Origin of the sequence: Cryobacterium sp. BB307, assembly GCF_012274275.1 — a bacterium.
Lineage (GTDB): Bacteria > Actinomycetota > Actinomycetes > Actinomycetales > Microbacteriaceae > Terrimesophilobacter.
The window spans coordinates 810,375-827,872 of record NZ_JAANZA010000001.1; the positions used below are offsets into that span (position 1 = coordinate 810,375).

Consider the following 17,498-nt stretch of genomic DNA (forward strand, 5'->3'; position numbering starts at 1 on the left):
TCACCTGAATAGACTCTGGGCGTGAGCATGCCAGAGCCCGAAACCGCCAGCGGCGATCTGACGCGGGTGCGGCTCGATCTCGCCTATGACGGCACTGATTTCCGGGGCTGGTCTCGCCAGCCGGGCTTGCGCACCGTGCAAGGAGTGCTCGAGGGAGCGCTGGCGACTGTGTTCTCCCGGCACCCACCAGCGCCGCTGCTCACGGTAGCGGGGAGAACGGATGCCGGGGTGCACGCTCTCGGCCAGGTCGCGCACCTGGATCTGACGCCGGACCAGCTCGGCAGCCTCAGTCGTCCGGCGCGCGGGCGCACCGCCGACCGCCGGCAGCACGGCCCCCAGATACTCGCGCGACGATTGAACGGCATCCTGGGTCCGGCCTCTGACGTCGTGCTGCATCGCTCAAGTGTCGCGCCGCCCGGATTCGACGCTCGCTTTTCCGCGGTGTGGCGACGCTACGAATACCGGATCGACGATGCGCATGGCGCGCGCAGCCCGCTTCAGCGCGCGTTCACGCTCTGGCATCCCGCGCCCCTTGACGAGCACCGGATGGACGCTGCCGCACGCTCCCTCACCGGCCTGCACGACTGGGCCGCCTACTGCAAGCCGCGCGAGGCAGCGACGACCATCCGGACGCTGCAGGACTTCCGTTGGCGGCGCGACCCGGACGGCGTGCTCGTCGCCAGCCTCGAGGCTGACGCGTTCTGCCACAGCATGGTGCGCGCGCTGGTCGGCGCGTGCATCGCGGTCGGTGCCGGAACGCTGGATCCCGAACGGCTCGCAGGGATCCGGGACGAGCGGATGCGCACCAGCGAATTCATCGTCGCCGCGGCGCGCGGGCTCACCCTGCTTGAGGTCGGCTACCCCGACGACGTCGAACTCGAGGCGCGTGCGGTGCAGACCCGCGCTCGCCGCGAGCCGATCGCGTTTGACCGGCCCGGTTCCGTCGACTACTCTTGACCCTTGGTGTTCGCACGACTGCTGCACCCGAAGTTGAGCCCTCCACCGGAAGTGTTCTGCGCGTCTCTCGCACGGAACAGCCACGGAGTGGGATTCACGAACGACTCCCTTCGATCAGAAAGCGGTATTCGCTGTGACGCGTACCTATTCGCCCAAGCCGGCTGACATCCAGCGCGACTGGCTCGTTGTCGACGCGACCGATGTCGTACTCGGCCGTCTCGCCAGCCACGTCGCAACCCTCCTGCGCGGCAAGCACAAGGCATCCTTCGCTCCTCACATGGACATGGGTGACTTCGTGATCGTCGTGAACGCGGACAAGGTCGCGCTCACCGGCTCCAAGCTCGAGAAGAAGAAGGCCTACCGCCACTCGGGTTACCCCGGCGGCCTCACCGCCACCAGCTACTCGGAGCTGCTCGAGAAGAACCCGGCTCGCGCCGTCGAGAAGGCGGTGCGCGGGATGCTTCCCAAGAACTCGATCGGCCGTGCCCAGTTCGGCAAGCTCAAGGTGTACGCAGGCCCGGAGCACCCGCACGCTGCTCAGCAGCCCAAGCCGTACACCCTCACCCAGGTCGCGCAGTAACGCCGACGAGCAAATAAGGACTTTGACAATGGCGAAGATCGCAGATTCCATCGAGACCACACCGGAAGAGGCTGTCAGCAGCTTCTCCACCGAGACCCCGGCCGAGGCTGCCCCGGCAACCCCGCGCGCGGTGCTGAACGTTTCCGGCGCGGCAGTCGGCCGCCGCAAGCAGGCCATCGCCCGCGTGCGGCTCGTTCCCGGCAGCGGCACGTTCACCGTGAACGGCCGTCCGCTTGAGGACTACTTCCCGAACAAGCTGCACCAACAGCTCATCAACGACCCGTTCAAGGTGCTCGATCTTCTCGGCAGCTACGACGTGGTCGCGCGCATCACCGGCGGTGGTCCCTCCGGCCAGGCCGGCGCACTGCGCCTCGGCATCGCTCGCGCGCTCAACGAGATTGACCGCGAGAACAACCGCCCAACCCTCAAGAAGGCCGGCTTCCTCAGCCGCGACGCCCGCGTCATCGAGCGCAAGAAGGCCGGTCTGAAGAAGGCGCGCAAGGCTCCTCAGTTCTCGAAGCGCTAGAGCTGCCGGCAGCGCACATGCCACGGCTTTTCGGCACAGACGGGGTCCGGGGTCTCGCCAACGAGACCCTGACCGTCGAGCTTTCGCTCGGCCTCGCGCAGGCTGCTGCGGTCGTGCTCGGCCAGGGACGACACGCTGACGGTCGACGCGCATCCGGGCGCCGCCCGGTTGCGGTGCTCGCGCGCGACCCGCGCGTCTCCGGCGAGTTCATCTCGTCGGCGATCGCCGCTGGTCTGGCGAGCTCGGGCGTCGACGTGCTCGACGCGGGCGTCATCCCGACCCCGGGTGCCGCGTTCCTGGTGGCGGACAGCAACGCGGACTTCGGTGTCATGGTCTCGGCGTCGCACAACCCGGCACCCGACAACGGCATCAAGTTCTTCGCCGCTGGCGGCCGCAAGCTGCCCGACGAGGTCGAGGACCGGATCGAGGCGGCACTCGCCTCATCGCCGCTTGCCCCGCGCGGATCAGAGGTCGGTCGCATCCGTCGCTTCGCCGACGCCGAGGACAGGTACCTCGTGCACCTGCTCGGAACCCTGCCGAACCGGCTGGACGGGATCCACGTCGTGCTGGACTGCGCCAATGGCGCCGCGGCCGGCGTGTCCCCGGATGCCTTCACCAACGCCGGCGCGAAGGTCACCGTGATCGGTGCAGACCCCGACGGCGTCAACATCAACGACGGTGTCGGCTCCACCCACCTCGACCAGTTGGCCAAGGCGGTCGTCGAGCATGGCGCCGATGTAGGCATCGCTCACGACGGTGACGCCGACCGCTGCCTCGCGATCGACCATGCCGGCAATGTCGTCGACGGCGACCAGATCATGGCGATCCTGGCCCTGTCGATGAAGCAGCACGGCCTGCTCGTCGACGACACGCTCGTCGCGACTGTGATGAGCAACCTCGGCCTCCGCATCGCGATGGAGGAGCACGGCGTCCACCTGATCGAGACCAAGGTCGGCGACCGCTACGTGCTCGAGGCCCTCAACGAGAAGCACCTGAGCCTCGGCGGCGAACAGTCCGGCCACGTCATCATGACCAAGTACGCCACGACCGGTGACGGCATCCTGACCGGCCTCCAGTTGCTGGCCGTGATGGCCGCGACCAACAAGCCGCTGGCGGAACTCGCCTCGGTGATGACGGTGTACCCGCAGGTCATGGTGAACGTCAAGGACGTGCGCCACCACGACCTGCACGCGGACGATCACATCGCGTCGGAGGTCCAGAAGGCGCAACAGGCTCTCGGTGACACCGGTCGCATCCTGTTGCGCCCCTCCGGCACCGAGCCGCTCGTTCGTGTCATGGTCGAAGCGGCCGAGCAGGTCATCGCTCAGCGCATCGCCGACGAGATCGCCGCCGTTGTGCGCGAGCGTCTAGCTAACTGACCCCTCCGCGGTCCTGGTCGGCATGCGCCGGCTGAGGAGCACGCCGAGTAGGATCATCGCGATCCCGAGGATGAGGTGCAGCCAGTCGTCTGCATCGTTCATTGGCACGAAATTGGCGGCCGACGCCTCGTCCACGATGAGGCCGTACAGCCACAGCACCAGGTAGATGACACCGCCGATGATCAGGTACCAGCGCGACCACGACCACCGAGCAGCGAGCCAGACACCGAGGATGCCGAACAGCAGGTGCACGAGGTTGTGGAAGATTGACACCTGGAAGATGCCGAGCAGCAGCGCCTCGGATTCGTGGCCGGCGAACATCATCGTGTCGATATTCGTGGTCACGCCGGGAATGAATCCCAAGATTCCTACCAGCAGGAAGACGATCCCAAAGATGAGCGCTGCCTTCTGGAGGGGGGTCTCTGCGTAGCGCTCCGTGTAATTGTTCGCGCCTCGTGCCGACTCTGTAGCCATGTTTCTCTCCGTTTCATCATTGAAATGTGTGACATGAACTTGCTTGTCGGTCCTTCTTGCGCACACGCTTGCACCGCCGAATTATGGTCATCTGTGTGGTGGCTGAGCACTGACTGTGGGGGCCCAGCGAGACCCGCGCACTCCCAGTGCCGGTGGAGGCGCGATGGCAACACTGGAGCTCATGGCGTTGGACGGTGCGGCGCGACAGAACGGGGTGCCGGCGTTGCCCACGCCCGATTCGTCGCTCGGTTTCCTGCGCGACGGCTACCTTTTCGGGGCCCGGAGGTTCGAGCGTGTCGGCGGGGACGCATTCCGCACGCGACTCCTCGGACGACCCGTCACCGTCATGCGGGGGGCGGATGCGGCGCGCACTTTCTACGAGGGGGGCCGGTTCGGGCGTGAGCGTGCCATACCGGCATCCGTGCTCCATCTGCTGCAGGACGAGGAGAGTGTGCAAAGCCTGGATGGCGCCGCGCACCTCGAGCGGAAGAGGTTGTTCCTCGAGCAGGTGAACGCGCCGGAGAGCCTCGAGCGCGCACGACGCCTGCTGGTGGAGGAGTGGCGGGGTATCGCCGGCGACCAGGTGGTGCTCTACGAGCGCATTAACACGGTGCTCACCGGGGTGGCGCTCCGCTGGGTCGGCATCAACCCCAGTCGAGTGGACCTGCCTGCGCTGACGACGCAACTGACAGCGATGATCGAGAACGCCGGCCGGTTCGGCCCGCAGAACTGGGCCGCGCGCGCCATGCGGCGCAGCACCGAGGCGTGGGCGAAGCGTGTCGTCGCTGCCGAACGGACCGCGCTGACCGGTCACGACACCATCCTCGGCAGCATCAGCTCGTACACCGAGGACGGCGAGGTGCTGACGCCGGAGGTCGCCGCCGTCGAACTGCTGAACGTGCTGAGGCCAACCGTCGCGGTCGGGCGATACATCGTGTTCGCGGCGCTCGCCCTGCACCGGCGACCCGGCTGGAGACGCGCGTTCGCTGGCGGCGACCTCGACCGCATCCGTGGTTTCGTCGATGAGGTCAGGCGGTTCTACCCGTTCTTCCCGGTGATCGGCGGCCGTGCGTTGAAGGAGTTCAGCTGGCATGGCCATGACTTCCGGAGGGGCGACTGGGTGCTGCTCGACCTGTACGGCACCAACCACGACGAGCGGCTGTGGCCGGATGCCGGCAAGTTCCAGCCGAAACGGTTCGACTCGTTCGACGGCGACCGCAACGCGCTCATCCCGCAGGGCGGAGGCGAGCAGGAGACCGGGCACCGCTGCCCGGGGGAACAGGCGACCATCGACCTCATGGAGCAGGCGGTGGTGCTGCTTGCCACCACCCACTACCGGGTGCCGGAACAGGACCTCCGCGTGAGCCTGCGGCACTTCCCGGCGCTGCCAGAGAGCGGCTTCATCATGGAAGGAGTGCGGGCGTGAGCGCTCGCGGCGTGGCGCACGGCCACCCCCCGTTATGCAGGACTTTCACCTCGTTTTCGGGCCGTTCATTGGCCACTGAGCCCGCCGCCGAACGTACTGCACAACAAGGAATGGTCCTGCACAACAGGGGCGTCGGGCTGGAGTGGGCGCCGGGCGCCTCTAGATCTTCCGCAGCAGGATCGTGTTGACGGTGTGCTGCGAGTCCTTGCGCAGCACGAGCTTGGCGCGTGAGCGCGTGGGCAGCACGTTCTGCAGCAGGTTCGGCTCGTTGATGCGGTGCCAGATGTCCCTCGCCATCGCGCGCGCTTCCGCCTCACTGAGCCCGGCGAACCGGTGGAAGTACGAGGACGGGTTGGCAAAGGCGCCCTGCTGCAGCTTCATGAAGCGGTCCTCGTACCAGCGCGCGATGTCCGACGTGCGCGCATCGACGTAGACCGAGAAGTCGAACAGGTCGCTCAGGGCGAGCTCGTGCCCCGCCGCCGGAGGCTGCAGCACGTTCAAGCCTTCGACAATCAGGATGTCCGGACGGCGAACGACCACCTCGGCGTCGCCGACGATGTCGTAGCGCAGATGCGAATAGAAGGGAGCCCGCACCTCGGAGGCACCGGACTTCACCTGGGTCACGAACCGGAGCAGCGCACGTCGGTCGTACGACTCGGGGAAACCCTTCCGCTCCATCAGGCCACGCCGCTCCAGCTCCCGGTTGGGGAACAGGAAACCGTCGGTGGTGACCAGCTCGACGCGGGGCGTCTCATCCCAACGGGCAAGCAGCTCGCGCAGCACCCGCGCGATCGTCGACTTGCCGACTGCAACAGAGCCGGCGACGCCGATCACGAACGGCGTGCTCTGACTGCGCTGCCGCAGGAAGCTGCTCGTCGCGGCGTGCAGCCGCTTCGCGCCGACCGCATACAGGCTGATCAGCCTGCTGAGCGGCAGATAGACATCCGACACCTCCCGCAGGTCGAGCACGTCGCCGAGACCGCGCAACTCGACGAGTTCCTTGGCGGTCAGTGGTTGTTCGGTGGTCGGCGCCAGCTCTGCCCAGGTCGCTCTCGCGATCTCCTGGTACGGGGTCAGGTGGCCGGCCCCGTTGGAGGGCTCAGGCATTGACAAAAAGCCTACTAGTGACACGGGACGCCTTCACGTCCAGACTTGGTGGCATAAAATCGTTCACCATGTGCGGAATCGTGGGTTACGTCGGGAGCGACCAGAGCATCGAGGTGCTGCTCGGCGGACTCAAGCGCCTGGAATACCGGGGCTACGACTCCGCGGGAATCGCTGTCCTCGACGGGACTGGCCGGCTCGAGACGCGCAAGCGCGCCGGCAAGCTGCAGATGCTCGTCAACGAGATCGAGCGCTCGCCGATCCCCAACGGCTCCACCGGAATCGGGCACACCCGCTGGGCGACCCACGGCGGCCCAACCGACGACAACGCGCATCCGCACCTCAGCAACGACGGCAAGCTGGCGCTAATCCACAACGGCATCATCGAAAACTTCGCGCCGCTGCGCGACGAGCTTGTCGCAGCGCACCCGGAGACCGTGTTCACGAGCGAGACCGACAGTGAGGTCGCCGCAAAGCTGGTCGGATACGAGTACGAGAAGACCGGCGACCTGACCGAGGCGCTGCGGCGGGTCGTTGCCCGGCTTGATGGCGCATTCACGCTGCTGGTCATGCACCAGGACCACCCGGGCGTCGTCGTCGGCGCTCGCCGCAACTCGCCGCTCGTGATCGGCCTCGGCGAGGGCGAGAACTTCCTCGGCTCGGACGTCGCGGCGTTCGTCGAGCACACCAGCCGCGCCGTCGCGCTGGGTCAGGACCAGCTCGTGACGATAACACCGAGCACGTTCACCGTCGTCGACTTCGACGGGAACCCGGTCGAGACCCAGGAGTTCGAGGTGTCGTGGGATGCGTCGGCGGCCGACAAGGGCGGCTGGTCCAGCTTCATGGCCAAGGAGATCGCCGAGGAGCCAGACGCGATCGCAAACACCCTGCTCGGCCGCGCGGTCGACGGGCTGGTCGAGATCCCGGAGCTCGAGGAATTCGCCAATGAGCTCGGCCAGGTCAACCGCATCGTCATCGTCGGCGCAGGCACCGCCGCGTACGCCGGAATGCTCGGTCAATACGCCATTGAGAAGTGGGCGCGCGTGCCCGTCGACGTGCAACTGGCGCACGAGTTCCGCTACCGCGACCCGGTCATCGACGATCGCACCCTTGTCGTGTCGATCAGCCAGTCCGGCGAGACCATGGACACCCTGCTCGCGGTGCAGTTCGCCAAGAGCCAGGGCGCACGCACCCTGTCGATCTGCAACACCCAGGGCGCCTCGATTGCGCGGGAGTCGGATGCCGTGGTCTACACCCACGCCGGCCCTGAGGTCGCCGTCGCGTCGACCAAGGCGTTCGTCGCCCAGGTGACCGCGCTGTACCTCTTCGGGATGCACCTCGCCCGCCTGCGCGGCACCCTCGACGAGCCGGAACTGCGCCGGTTGTTCGACGAGCTGCACGCCATCCCGGAGAAGCTTGGCGTTGTGCTCGAGCAGCACGACAAGATCCGCGAGCTCGCGCACTGGATGAGCGACACGCGATCCGTGCTGTTCCTCGGACGCCACGTCGGCTACCCGATCGCCCTCGAGGGCGCGCTGAAGCTGAAGGAGCTCGCCTACATCCACGCCGAGGGCTTCGCGGCCGGTGAGCTGAAGCACGGCCCGATCGCGCTGATCGAGCCCGGCCAGCCGGTCTTCGTGCTGGTGCCGAGCCCGCGCGCGAAGGACTCTCTGCACGGCAAGGTGATCAGCAACATCCAGGAGATCCGCGCTCGGGGCGCACGCGTGCTGGCCATCGCGGAACAGGGAGATGCCGCAGTGCTGCCGCACGCGGATGTCGTCTTCCACATCCCGCTGGCATCCACGATGTTCGAGCCGCTGCTTTCGGTCGCCCCGTTGCAGATCTTCGCGATGGAACTGTCTGCGGCGAAGGGGCTTGACGTCGACCAGCCCCGGAACCTCGCCAAGTCAGTCACCGTGGAGTAGGCGGTGATCGTCGGCATCGGCGTTGACGTGGTCGATTTGGCCCGTTTCGAGCGCGCCGCCCGGCGAACTCCTGCGCTTCTCCCACGTTTGTTCGCTGACAGCGAACGAACGCAGGGCGGACGTGAGCTATCCCTTCATTCGCTGGCCGCCCGATTCGCCGCCAAGGAAGCGCTCATCAAGGCGATCGGACACTCCGACGGCGTGTCCTGGCACGACATGGCGGTCTCCGCCGATGACCGCGGCAACCCGCACTTCGAGGTCTCAGGGGGCGCGGCCGAGCTTCTGGTCGAGCTGCGAATCGACCGCCTGCACCTCTCGATGTCACATGACGCGGGGATCGCGATAGCGTACGTCATGGCCGAATCCGCGAGAACGTCGAAGTGAGCGGGCTGCACCGCGAAGCAGTAGTCGACCTCGACGCCATCGCAAGCAACGTTGAGACACTGCGCGCCACCATCGGCACCAAGCACATGATGGCCGTCGTCAAGGCGAACGGCTACGGTCACGGCGCGCTCCCGGTCGCCCGCGCCGCCCTCGACGGCGGCGCCGACTGGCTTGGCCTCGTCGACATCGCCGAGGCGCTCGAGCTGAGGGGTGCCGGCATCTTGGCGCCGCTGCTGGCGTGGTTGCACGGTCACGACGAGGACTTCCGGATGGCGGTCGAGTCAGGGGTGGACGTTGGGATCAGCTCGCTCGAGCAGCTGGAACTGGCGGCATCCGCGGCATCCCGTGACGGTATCGCGCACGTGCACCTGAAGCTCGACACCGGACTGCACCGCAACGGAGTTCCGGCAGAGCAGTGGGAGCCGGTCGTGCAGCGCGCGGCCGAGCTTGAGCGCGCAGGCAGTATCCGCGTACGCGGCCTGTTCAGCCACCTCGCGAACGCGAGCCCGGACGACGATGCCAACCAGGTGGCGGCCTTCGTCCGGGGTCTGGAGGCGGCTGAGGCTGCTGGACTCACGCCGCAGCTACGGCACCTGGCGTCTACCTCGGCGGCTCTTGCGCTGCCGGGCACGCGCTTCGACATGGTTCGGACCGGCATCGGGATCTACGGGCTATCACCGTTCGAGGATCGACCGTCCGCCGAGCTCGGACTGGTCCCGGCGCTGGAACTCGCCTCGACGGTCGTCGCAGTGAAGCGGGTCCCGGCCGGCGGCGGCGTCTCCTACGGCTACCGCTTTCGGGCGGAGACCGACACCACTGTCGCGCTCGTCCCCCTCGGCTACGGCGATGGCATTCCGCGGTCGGCCTCCGGTCGCGGGCCGGTCGGCATCAACGGGCAGGTGCACACCATCGCCGGCACGATCGCGATGGACCAGGTGCTCGTCGACATTGGCGACGCGGATGTGCGCGTCGGCGATCGCGCGGTGTTCTTCGGCGACCCGGCGACCGGGGTGCCGTCGGTCGATGACTGGGCGCACGCATCCGACAGCATCAACTACGAAATCGTCACGCGGCTTGGCAATCGGATTACTCGCACCTACCGGGGAGGGAGCGCCGGGTGATCGAACTGCGGATCAGCACTCCGGAGGAGATGGAGGCGCTCGGCGCCCGCATCGCGAGCAGGCTGGAGGCGGGCGACCTGGTCGTGCTCAGCGGCGAGCTGGGCGCCGGCAAGACCACGCTGACCCGCGGGCTCGGTGAAGCGCTCGGCGTGCGCGGCACCGTGACGAGCCCGACCTTCGTGCTCGCGCGCACGCATCCGCGCGGCGACCCTCTCCCCCCGCTCGTGCACGTCGACGCCTACCGACTGGGCAGCGCGACGGAACTGGACGACCTGGACATCGACTACCCGGGCTCGATTGTCGTGGTCGAGTGGGGCGCGGGGATGCTCGATGGTGTCGCCGAGTCCTGGCTCGAGGTGGACATCGAACGGCCGACCGGCGCAAGTGCGGCCACGGATGACTCGTATGCCGAGCCCCGTTCGGTGATCATCACCGGGCATGGTCCCCGCTGGGCGGACCTTCGCCTCTAGCCGCACACGCGGGAAGTTAGGCTTGAGGGATGCTGCTCGCCATCGACACCTCGGCCGGGAGCAGTGTCGCCATCGTCGACCGGGACGCCGGAGTGCTCGCCCAGCGGAGCGTCGAAGACACCCGCAAACACGCGGAAGTCATCGGTGACCTGATCCGCGAATGCCTCGCGGAGTCCGGCATCGCCACGAGCGCTCTTTCCGGAGTCGCGGTCGGCATGGGACCCGGCCCATTCACCGGCCTGCGGGTCGGGATCGCCGCCGCTGCGACCTTCGCATTCGCCGCGGGCAAGCCAGTCGTGCGCGTCGTCAGCCACGACGCCGTCGCCTTCGGCTGGTACGCCGACGGCAACACCGGAGCGCTGCTCGTCACCACGGATGCGCGCCGTCGCGAGGTGTACTGGTCCGAGTTCAGCGGCGCGGACGACGTCGGTCTCCCGGTCCGCGCAGCCGGCCCCGCAATCGCGAAGCCAGATGAGCTGACGACCGGAGCCCACCGTCTGGACACGCACTGGGTGTCCGCGGCATCCGTCGGCCTGCTGGCCGAGCGCATCTACCAGCACGGGCGGGACTTCGCTGCGCCAGAGCCGGTATACCTGCGCTCGCCCGACGTCACCCTCTCCGCCGGCCCGAAGCGGGTGACCACATGACCTGGCAGCTGCGCGCCGCAACCCCCGCCGACCTCGACGGCATCATGCAGCTGGAGGACTCGATCTTCGAAGCCGACGCGTGGTCGAGGGACAGCATGCTGGATGAGCTGGCGAGCGAGCATACCCGCTACCTGGTCGCCCACCGGCCGGAAGCCGACATACTCGACGCCTACGCCGGCATGCTCATGCCGCGCGGCTCGACCGAGGCGGACATCCAGACCATCGCCGTCGCGCCCGCCGCCCGCCGGTCCGGTCTCGGCCGCACGCTCATGCTCCAGCTCATCCACGACGCGCGGCAGGCCGGCGTGCGCGAGCTCTTCCTCGAGGTGCGCGCCGACAACCCGCCCGCCCAGGCGCTGTACGAGTCGCTGGGCTTCGAGCGGATCGGCGTGCGCACCGGCTACTACCAGCCCGACAATGTCGACGCGATCGTGATGCGGCTGACGATCCCGGATGCGCGGACCGTCCCGACGATCGGCGGCGGAGCGTGAACGCCCCACTCGTGCTCGGCATCGAGACAAGCTGCGACGAGACCGGGGTGGGGATCGTGCGCGGCACCGAGCTGCTCGCCAACGTCATCGCGTCGTCGATGGACGAGCACTCACGCTACGGCGGCGTGGTCCCGGAGATCGCCGCGCGCGCCCACCTCGAGGCCATGATGCCGACGCTGAAGGCAGCGCTCGCCGAAGCCGATGTCACCCTCGACGACCTCGACGCGATCGCCGTCACCAGCGGCCCCGGACTCGCCGGTGCCCTGATGGTGGGCATCGGCGCCGCCAAGGGGCTCGCCCTCGCCACCGGCAAGCCGCTGTACGCCGTGAACCACCTCGTCGGGCATGTCGGAGCGGACGTGCTGGGCGGCGAACCGCTCGAGCAGCCGACCGTGGCGCTGCTGGTCTCCGGCGGCCATACCTCTCTATTACTGGTGCGCGATCTGGTCTCCGATGTCGAACTCCTCGGCGAGACCATCGACGACGCGGCGGGGGAGGCCTTCGACAAGGTCGCGCGGCTGCTGTCGCTGCCGTATCCGGGCGGCCCGCACATCGACCGCGCGGCCGCCGCCGGTGACCCGCGCGCCATCCAATTCCCGCGCGGCCTCAGCCGGCCGAAGGACCTCGAACGGCACCGCTACGACTTCTCGTTCTCCGGACTGAAGACGGCCGTCGCCCGCTGGGTTGAGCAGCGACGCGACGCCGGAGAGGGCGTGCCGATCCCGGATGTCGCGGCGAGCTTCCGCGAAGCCGTTGCGGACGTGCTCATCACGAAGGCCGTGGCCGCCTGCAACGACCTCGGCGTGCCGAGGCTGCTGCTCGGCGGTGGCGTCGTGGCCAATGCGCGCGTCCGCGAACTGGCCGAGCAGCGATGCGCAGAGCACGGAATCACGCTGCGCATCCCACCGCTGTCGCTGTGCACCGACAACGGCGCGATGATCGCCGAAGTGGGGGCGCAACTCGTGATGGCCGGACATGAGCCATCAAGCCTCGACTTCGGGGCCGACTCGACCCTCCCGGTCACGCAGATTCAGGCTTGAACGCACCGCTCTAGCCTCGCGACACACCGTCGCTACGCGATTGACAGCGTTCGCGCGGGACTGCCACTATGACTTGTGCCATCTCCGGCACCTGCCGAAATCCCGGCACACCCACCAATCACAGGAGCTTCCAGCATGACCGAAACCACGCCTGCGCCGCAGCCGACTCCGTACACCACGGCTGCTCCCGCCGAGCAGAAGACCAACGTCCTCGCGATCGTCTCACTCGTCTCCGCGTTCTTCGTCTCCCTCGTCGCGATCATCACCGGCCACATCGCCCTCAAGCAGATCGCTCAGACCGGTGAGAACGGCAAGGGCCTGGCGATCGCCGGCCTCATCATCGGCTACGTCGGCCTTGTTGTCGGCCTGATCTTCGTCATCCTGTGGTTCGCTGTCTTCGCCACGTTTGCGACCGCCGGCGTCAGCGTCTCGACCTTCTAGTTCACCAGAGCCGGGCCGCAGTCCCCCCGCGGGGACTGCGGCCTTTGCTTTTGCCCTAGTCTGTCGTGCATGACCAACGAGAACGACGCGCCCGCTCAGCCCTCCGCCGTGCAGCCTCCTGAGGCGCCGCCCGTGATCGCTCAGCCAGCGCCGCCGTCGCCATACGCTCAGGCGCAGGTCACTCAGCAGCCCGTGAACAACCCGTACGCGCAGAACCCGTATGCCACACAGCCGTACAACGCGAATTACGGCGCTCCGCAGGACGCCAAGGGGCTCAGCATCGCGTCCATGGTCATCGGCATCGTGAGCCTTGTGCTGATGTTCTTCTACATCGGCTGGCTCACCGGCATCGCGGCGGTGATCTTCGGACACATCGCGATGAAGAAAGAGCCCGCGGGCAAGGGCATGGCGCTGGCCGGCCTGATCACCGGCTACGTGGCCATCGGGTTGAGCCTGATCTTCCTCATCTTCGCCGTGCTGTTCTTCGGCTTCTTCATGTTTGCGCTCACCGGCGCCGCGACGTCCGTCTAGTCGCGCTCGGCGAGCACAGCGCGGTGTCGCCCGGCGATCCGGGTGATTATGAGCGTCGCCGAATGCTCGCCCTTCGGCGCGAGCTTCTTGCGCAGCTCGGCCGGGTCGATATCGGCTCCGCGTTTCTTGATCTCGAGCGTCCCGATCCGGCGGGCTGCCAGCTCGCGCTTCAGGGTCTTGACGTCGAACGGGAACTCCTCGACAACGCGGAAGCGTGAGGCGAACGGCGAATCGACTGCCGCATCCGACGTAAGCCAGGCGATCCGCTCGCTCACCATCCGAGCGCCGATCCTTCTGGCCAGGTCGCCGATCAGGCGTGCCCGGATGACTGCGCCATCCGGCTCGTACAGGTACTCGCCCAGCTGGCCGAGTTCAGCGTCCGCGCTGTCCTCGGCTGCGGTCAGCTCGGCCGCGCCATGCGGACCGATCACCAGGGCGCTGCGCCGGATGCCTGACCTCGCCACCGCGCCAAACCACAGCCCGAGCTCGACCACCTCCCCGGCGTCCGAGATCCATTGCGCCTCTGCGTCCACTGGAATCAGGTCACGATCGATCGCGGGGGAAAGCTTGATGCCCGTCGGCTTCTGCCGGGCAACCTCGAAGGCGAAGTCGAGGGAGGGAGTCCAATCGGCCGGGTCGACCAGCCGCCGCGCCCCGGAACGACGGGCAGGGTCGAGGTAGAGGGCGTCGAACTCGGCGATGCCGATGTCCTCGGCGTCGGTATTGATCACCGTCGAATCCGGCCAGGGCGCGAGGTTGTACGCGGCAATGGCAGCCGTCACCTCGTCCCGCTCGATTGCGGTGACCTTGAGGTCGATGCCCGCCATCGCCATGGCGTCGACGCCGATGCCGCAGCCGAGGTCGGCCACATGCGGCAGCCCGGCCGCGCGGAAGCGCTGCGCGTGCAACGCGGCGATCGGCAGCCTGGTCGCCTGCTCCAGCCCGGGCTCGGTGAACAGCATCCGGTCGGCGAACGGACCGAGCTTGTGCCTGGCCCGTCGTCGCAGCTTCGACTGGGTCAGGACCGCGGCGACCAGCTCGGGTGAGCGTCCCTCCTTGCGGAGGCGGTCGACCGTGCGCACGACGTCGTCGGTGCTCTCGTATTCGGGAAGCGAATCCAGCAGCCGCAAGCCCTCGGCCGACAGCAGCACGATGAGCTCGCTCTTGTCCATCCGGCTATTCTTCCAGCGGCAGGTCACGTTCTGTCGTTGGCACTCGGATTGACCGAGTGCCAGTCCGCGCCGTACAGTAGTTTTTGGCACACTCGCAGTGAGAGTGCTAACCCACGAATTTCGCACGTTCTGAGAAAGAAGAGGTCAACCGTGTCGGTGTCCATCAAGCCGCTCGAAGATCGCATCGTCATCAAGCAGGTCGAGGCCGAGCAGACCACTGCATCCGGTCTGGTCATCCCTGACACCGCGAAGGAGAAGCCCCAGGAGGGCGAAGTCGTCGCGGTGGGCCCCGGCCGCATCGATGACAACGGCAACCGCGTTCCGCTCGACGTCGCAGTCGGCGACCGAGTGATCTACTCCCGCTACGGCGGTACAGAGGTCAAGTACGGCGGCGAGGACCTGCTCGTGCTGTCCGCGCGCGACGTTCTCGCGGTCGTGGAGCGCTGACACCAGCCTTTCGGTAAGGGGCTCGTCCTTCGGGACGGGCCCCTTTCGCGTTTTCAGGACCGCATGGGCGGTAGCCTCGGGGAATGCAACAGACGGCGACTTCCGGGCGCGCGGGAGCGCTGTATGCGGTGGGCGCCTACGGGCTCTGGGGTGTCCTCCCCATCTACTTCGTGCTGCTGCTGCCAACAGGCCCGATCGAGGTCGTCGGCTGGCGGATCATCTTCTCGCTGGTGTTCTGCGCCGTGCTGCTCACGGTCACCCGAGCGTGGCGTGCGCTCATTGCGATCGTGAGGCAGCCACGACTGTTCTTCACCCTCGGCCTCGCCGGACTGCTGATCGTCATCAACTGGCAGGTGTACGTCTACGCCACCCTGAACGGCCAGGTCATCGAGACGTCGCTCGGCTACTTCATCAACCCCATCGTCACCGTCCTCCTCGGGGTGCTGCTGCTCCGCGAGCGGCTCCGCGCCGCACAGTGGGTCGCCGTCGGCATCAGCGCGATTGCGGTGCTGGTGATCGCGATCGGGTACGGCGTCTTCCCGTGGGTCTCGCTGGCCCTCGCGTTCTCGTTCGGGCTTTACGGCTTCGTGAAGAAGCGCGTCGGCCCGCGCGTGGATGCGGTGAGCGGCCTCACGCTCGAGACAGCGTGGCTCATCCCTGTCGCCATCGGTCAATTGTGGTTCGTCTCCGCGACATCCGGCCTCGTCTTCGGCAACGCGGGCGCCGCCAACGTCGTGCTGCTGCTCGCATCCGGTGTCATCACGGCGGTTCCGCTGCTTCTGTTCGCGGCAGCGGCCAGGCGCCTTCCCTTGGTCTACATGGGCCTGTTCCAGTACCTCGCCCCGGTGCTGCAGTTCATCGTGGGCGCGTTCATCCTGCACGAAGCCATGCCCCTTGAGCGGTGGATCGGCTTCGCCCTCGTCTGGGTCGCACTCATCGTGCTGACCACCGACATGCTCGCGAGCGGTAGGGCACGCCGCGCCTCACCGCTGCCCGGTTGATGCTTCGGTAGTGTCCTCTCGAAACCCCACAACGAGAGGACCGGTATTGTCGCGCGCAATCGCCCTGGTGACCGTCGCGGTGCTGAGCATCGGCCTGGTCGCCTGCACCTCCGAACCGGCGCCAGTCCCAGAGCCGACAGCGACCCCCACGCCCGTGCCACCCTCTGGTGACGGCGTCCTGCGCTTCGGCACCCTGTTCCCCGTGACCGGCGAGTTCGCGTTCATGGGCTCCGCCCAACTGGCGGGGGTCGAGCTGGCGGTGCGCGAGCTGAACGAGTTCGGCGGGGTGAACGGCAAGCCGGTCGAGGTGTTCCACCGGGACTCTGCGGATGCCTCGAGCGAGACGGCCGAGGCGTCCTTCGGCGAGTTGGCGGGCAAGGGCGTTGACGTCGTGATCGGCCCGTCCGTGTCGGTACTCGCCGAGCGGGTGCTGCCGCTCGCCGTCGAGGCCGGCATCCCGCTGATCTCCCCGGCCGCGACCGACCCGCGGCTCAGCGCGCACGCCGAGACCGGGATGTTCTTCCGCACCATCCCGTCAGCTGCCCTGCAGGGCGCGGCGATCGCCGGCCTGATCGGCGGCACCGTCGCCGTCATCTACTTCGATGACGAACCGAGCCTCGCGGTGCGCGATTCGCTCGTGAACGCCAGGCCTGCGGACACGGTCGTCGCGGACGTGAAGATGACCGCATCCGCGTCGCCGGCGAAGATCGTCTCCGAAGTGAAGGCTGCGAAGCCGGATGTGGTGGTGCTGGCCAGCCCGTTCAGCCAGGCCGAGCAGAACCAGGCCGTGATCGCGGCGCTGACGGCCGCGCGACTCGGCGGCGAGAGGCTGTGGTTGACGAGCCAGAGCCTCGCCGACTACTCCCAAACGCTGCCAGCGGGAGCCCTCGCGTCGGTGGGCAGCCTGCGCGAGGGTGCGGAACCGGATGACGCCTTCGTCGCCCGCGTTCGGGCATCCGACCCGCGCGTCACGGACTTCCGCTACGCCGCGGAGGCCTACGACGCGACGATCCTCGCGGCGCTCGCTGCGGTGCTGGCGGATGACGATGGTGGACCGAGCATCGCGGCATCGCTGCGGGATGCCTCAGCGGGCGGCATCACCTGCACAAGCTACGGCGAATGCCTCGACGTGCTGACCACCGAGGATGACATCGACTACGACGGCGTCTCCGGACCGCTCGAGCTCGACGCATCCGGAGATCCGATGATGGCTCACTACAGCCTGTTTCGGTACGGCCCCGACAACACATACGCCCGCTACGACGGCGTGTTTGCAGGCTGACTACAACGATCAAGCCCCCATCGGGGGGCAGAATGAGCGCATTTGATCGCGTAACGGTAACGATTGTGCGCTGTTATGGCGCTGTAACCCGGATGTGTTG

Annotated in this window: 20 protein-coding genes; 17 read left to right on the forward strand and 3 right to left on the reverse strand. The window is 67.6% G+C overall.

All coding sequences use genetic code 11. The annotated features are described in order from the left end of the window. The first annotated feature begins 27 nt into the window (after positions 1-27). From HGK58_RS04025 to glmM, 4 genes are all read left to right on the forward strand, one after another. The gene (locus HGK58_RS04025) at positions 28-957 is read left to right on the forward strand and encodes a tRNA pseudouridine synthase A (protein ID WP_168626875.1); all 930 of its coding nucleotides are present in this window, start codon (positions 28-30) and stop codon (positions 955-957) included. Between the two features lie 133 nt (positions 958-1,090). Further along, positions 1,091-1,537, forward strand: a complete 447-nt coding sequence (rplM, locus tag HGK58_RS04030; RefSeq protein ID WP_168626230.1) for a 50S ribosomal protein L13 — start codon at positions 1,091-1,093, stop codon at positions 1,535-1,537. Positions 1,538-1,565: 28 nt separating this feature from the next. Beyond that, positions 1,566-2,063, forward strand: coding sequence for a 30S ribosomal protein S9 (gene rpsI / locus HGK58_RS04035; protein ID WP_168626231.1), 498 nt, complete (start codon positions 1,566-1,568; stop codon positions 2,061-2,063). A 17-nt stretch (positions 2,064-2,080) separates the two neighbouring features. Then, positions 2,081-3,442: a phosphoglucosamine mutase gene (gene glmM / locus HGK58_RS04040; protein WP_168626232.1), complete on the forward strand. Its 1,362-nt coding sequence runs from the start codon at positions 2,081-2,083 to the stop codon at positions 3,440-3,442. Here the strand turns inward: glmM and HGK58_RS04045 are convergent. Then, positions 3,431-3,916, reverse strand: coding sequence for a DUF4383 domain-containing protein (locus HGK58_RS04045; protein WP_168626233.1), 486 nt, complete (start codon positions 3,914-3,916; stop codon positions 3,431-3,433). The two genes, glmM and HGK58_RS04045, sit on opposite strands and share 12 nt — an antisense overlap. A gap of 163 nt (positions 3,917-4,079) precedes the next feature. Here HGK58_RS04045 and HGK58_RS04050 point away from each other — a divergent pair, with 163 nt between their 5' ends. Beyond that, entirely contained in the window at positions 4,080-5,342 is a 1,263-nt protein-coding gene (locus tag HGK58_RS04050) for a cytochrome P450 (protein ID WP_210422592.1), read from the forward strand. A gap of 159 nt (positions 5,343-5,501) precedes the next feature. On the opposite strand, the gene coaA is transcribed toward HGK58_RS04050, so the two are convergent. Further along, complete coding sequence (gene coaA / locus HGK58_RS04055; protein WP_168626234.1) at positions 5,502-6,449, reverse strand: type I pantothenate kinase; 948 nt, start codon at positions 6,447-6,449, stop codon at positions 5,502-5,504. A gap of 68 nt (positions 6,450-6,517) precedes the next feature. Here coaA and glmS point away from each other — a divergent pair, with 68 nt between their 5' ends. The 9 genes from glmS (at position 6,518) to HGK58_RS04100 (ending at position 13,496) form a co-directional block, all read left to right on the forward strand. Beyond that, positions 6,518-8,371: a glutamine--fructose-6-phosphate transaminase (isomerizing) gene (gene glmS / locus HGK58_RS04060; protein ID WP_168626235.1), complete on the forward strand. Its 1,854-nt coding sequence runs from the start codon at positions 6,518-6,520 to the stop codon at positions 8,369-8,371. Between the two features lie 3 nt (positions 8,372-8,374). Then, entirely contained in the window at positions 8,375-8,755 is a 381-nt protein-coding gene (locus HGK58_RS04065) for a holo-ACP synthase (protein ID WP_168626236.1), read from the forward strand. Then, complete coding sequence (gene alr, locus HGK58_RS04070; RefSeq protein WP_168626237.1) at positions 8,752-9,876, forward strand: alanine racemase; 1,125 nt, start codon at positions 8,752-8,754, stop codon at positions 9,874-9,876. The genes HGK58_RS04065 and alr overlap by 4 nt, the downstream gene beginning before the upstream one ends. Further along, the gene (tsaE, locus tag HGK58_RS04075; protein ID WP_349236119.1) at positions 9,873-10,346 is read left to right on the forward strand and encodes a tRNA (adenosine(37)-N6)-threonylcarbamoyltransferase complex ATPase subunit type 1 TsaE; all 474 of its coding nucleotides are present in this window, start codon (positions 9,873-9,875) and stop codon (positions 10,344-10,346) included. Before alr ends, tsaE begins: the two co-directional genes overlap by 4 nt. Positions 10,347-10,375: 29 nt before the next feature. Further along, entirely contained in the window at positions 10,376-10,993 is a 618-nt protein-coding gene (gene tsaB / locus HGK58_RS04080) for a tRNA (adenosine(37)-N6)-threonylcarbamoyltransferase complex dimerization subunit type 1 TsaB (protein ID WP_168626238.1), read from the forward strand. After that, positions 10,990-11,484, forward strand: coding sequence for a ribosomal protein S18-alanine N-acetyltransferase (rimI, locus tag HGK58_RS04085; RefSeq protein WP_168626239.1), 495 nt, complete (start codon positions 10,990-10,992; stop codon positions 11,482-11,484). The genes tsaB and rimI overlap by 4 nt, the downstream gene beginning before the upstream one ends. Next, on the forward strand, positions 11,481-12,524 hold the full coding sequence (tsaD, locus tag HGK58_RS04090) for a tRNA (adenosine(37)-N6)-threonylcarbamoyltransferase complex transferase subunit TsaD (RefSeq protein ID WP_168626240.1): 1,044 nt from the start codon (positions 11,481-11,483) through the stop codon (positions 12,522-12,524). Before rimI ends, tsaD begins: the two co-directional genes overlap by 4 nt. A 135-nt stretch (positions 12,525-12,659) precedes the next feature. Then, a complete protein-coding gene (locus HGK58_RS04095; protein ID WP_168626241.1) occupies positions 12,660-12,965 on the forward strand; it encodes a DUF4190 domain-containing protein in 306 nt (101 codons plus the stop codon). A gap of 69 nt (positions 12,966-13,034) precedes the next feature. After that, on the forward strand, positions 13,035-13,496 hold the full coding sequence (locus tag HGK58_RS04100; protein WP_168626242.1) for a DUF4190 domain-containing protein: 462 nt from the start codon (positions 13,035-13,037) through the stop codon (positions 13,494-13,496). Here HGK58_RS04100 and HGK58_RS04105 read toward each other — a convergent pair. Then, entirely contained in the window at positions 13,493-14,668 is a 1,176-nt protein-coding gene (locus HGK58_RS04105) for a class I SAM-dependent methyltransferase (protein ID WP_168626243.1), read from the reverse strand. The two genes, HGK58_RS04100 and HGK58_RS04105, sit on opposite strands and share 4 nt — an antisense overlap. A gap of 150 nt (positions 14,669-14,818) precedes the next feature. Here HGK58_RS04105 and groES point away from each other — a divergent pair, with 150 nt between their 5' ends. The 3 genes from groES (at position 14,819) to HGK58_RS04120 (ending at position 17,398) form a co-directional block, all read left to right on the forward strand. Beyond that, the gene (groES, locus tag HGK58_RS04110) at positions 14,819-15,115 is read left to right on the forward strand and encodes a co-chaperone GroES (protein WP_168626244.1); all 297 of its coding nucleotides are present in this window, start codon (positions 14,819-14,821) and stop codon (positions 15,113-15,115) included. Positions 15,116-15,198: 83 nt separating this feature from the next. Then, complete coding sequence (gene rarD / locus HGK58_RS04115) at positions 15,199-16,116, forward strand: EamA family transporter RarD (RefSeq protein WP_168626245.1); 918 nt, start codon at positions 15,199-15,201, stop codon at positions 16,114-16,116. Between the two features lie 46 nt (positions 16,117-16,162). Further along, the gene (locus HGK58_RS04120) at positions 16,163-17,398 is read left to right on the forward strand and encodes an ABC transporter substrate-binding protein (RefSeq protein WP_168626246.1); all 1,236 of its coding nucleotides are present in this window, start codon (positions 16,163-16,165) and stop codon (positions 17,396-17,398) included. Positions 17,399-17,498: the final 100 nt, after the last annotated feature.

What these genes read in the sequence shown, in the direction of transcription:
- HGK58_RS04025 (WP_168626875.1), top strand. Translation starts at nt 28, where the DNA reads ATGCCAGAGCCCGAAACCGCCAGCGGCGATCTGACGCGGGTGCGGCTC.
- rpsI (WP_168626231.1), top strand. Translation starts at nt 1,566, where the DNA reads ATGGCGAAGATCGCAGATTCCATCGAGACCACACCGGAAGAGGCTGTC.
- glmM (WP_168626232.1), top strand. Translation starts at nt 2,081, where the DNA reads ATGCCACGGCTTTTCGGCACAGACGGGGTCCGGGGTCTCGCCAACGAG.
- HGK58_RS04045 (WP_168626233.1), bottom strand. Translation starts at nt 3,916, where the DNA reads ATGGCTACAGAGTCGGCACGAGGCGCGAACAATTACACGGAGCGCTAC.
- HGK58_RS04050 (WP_210422592.1), top strand. Translation starts at nt 4,080, where the DNA reads ATGGCAACACTGGAGCTCATGGCGTTGGACGGTGCGGCGCGACAGAAC.
- coaA (WP_168626234.1), bottom strand. Translation starts at nt 6,449, where the DNA reads ATGCCTGAGCCCTCCAACGGGGCCGGCCACCTGACCCCGTACCAGGAG.
- glmS (WP_168626235.1), top strand. Translation starts at nt 6,518, where the DNA reads ATGTGCGGAATCGTGGGTTACGTCGGGAGCGACCAGAGCATCGAGGTG.
- tsaB (WP_168626238.1), top strand. Translation starts at nt 10,376, where the DNA reads ATGCTGCTCGCCATCGACACCTCGGCCGGGAGCAGTGTCGCCATCGTC.
- rimI (WP_168626239.1), top strand. Translation starts at nt 10,990, where the DNA reads ATGACCTGGCAGCTGCGCGCCGCAACCCCCGCCGACCTCGACGGCATC.
- HGK58_RS04095 (WP_168626241.1), top strand. Translation starts at nt 12,660, where the DNA reads ATGACCGAAACCACGCCTGCGCCGCAGCCGACTCCGTACACCACGGCT.
- HGK58_RS04100 (WP_168626242.1), top strand. Translation starts at nt 13,035, where the DNA reads ATGACCAACGAGAACGACGCGCCCGCTCAGCCCTCCGCCGTGCAGCCT.
- HGK58_RS04105 (WP_168626243.1), bottom strand. Translation starts at nt 14,668, where the DNA reads ATGGACAAGAGCGAGCTCATCGTGCTGCTGTCGGCCGAGGGCTTGCGG.
- rarD (WP_168626245.1), top strand. Translation starts at nt 15,199, where the DNA reads ATGCAACAGACGGCGACTTCCGGGCGCGCGGGAGCGCTGTATGCGGTG.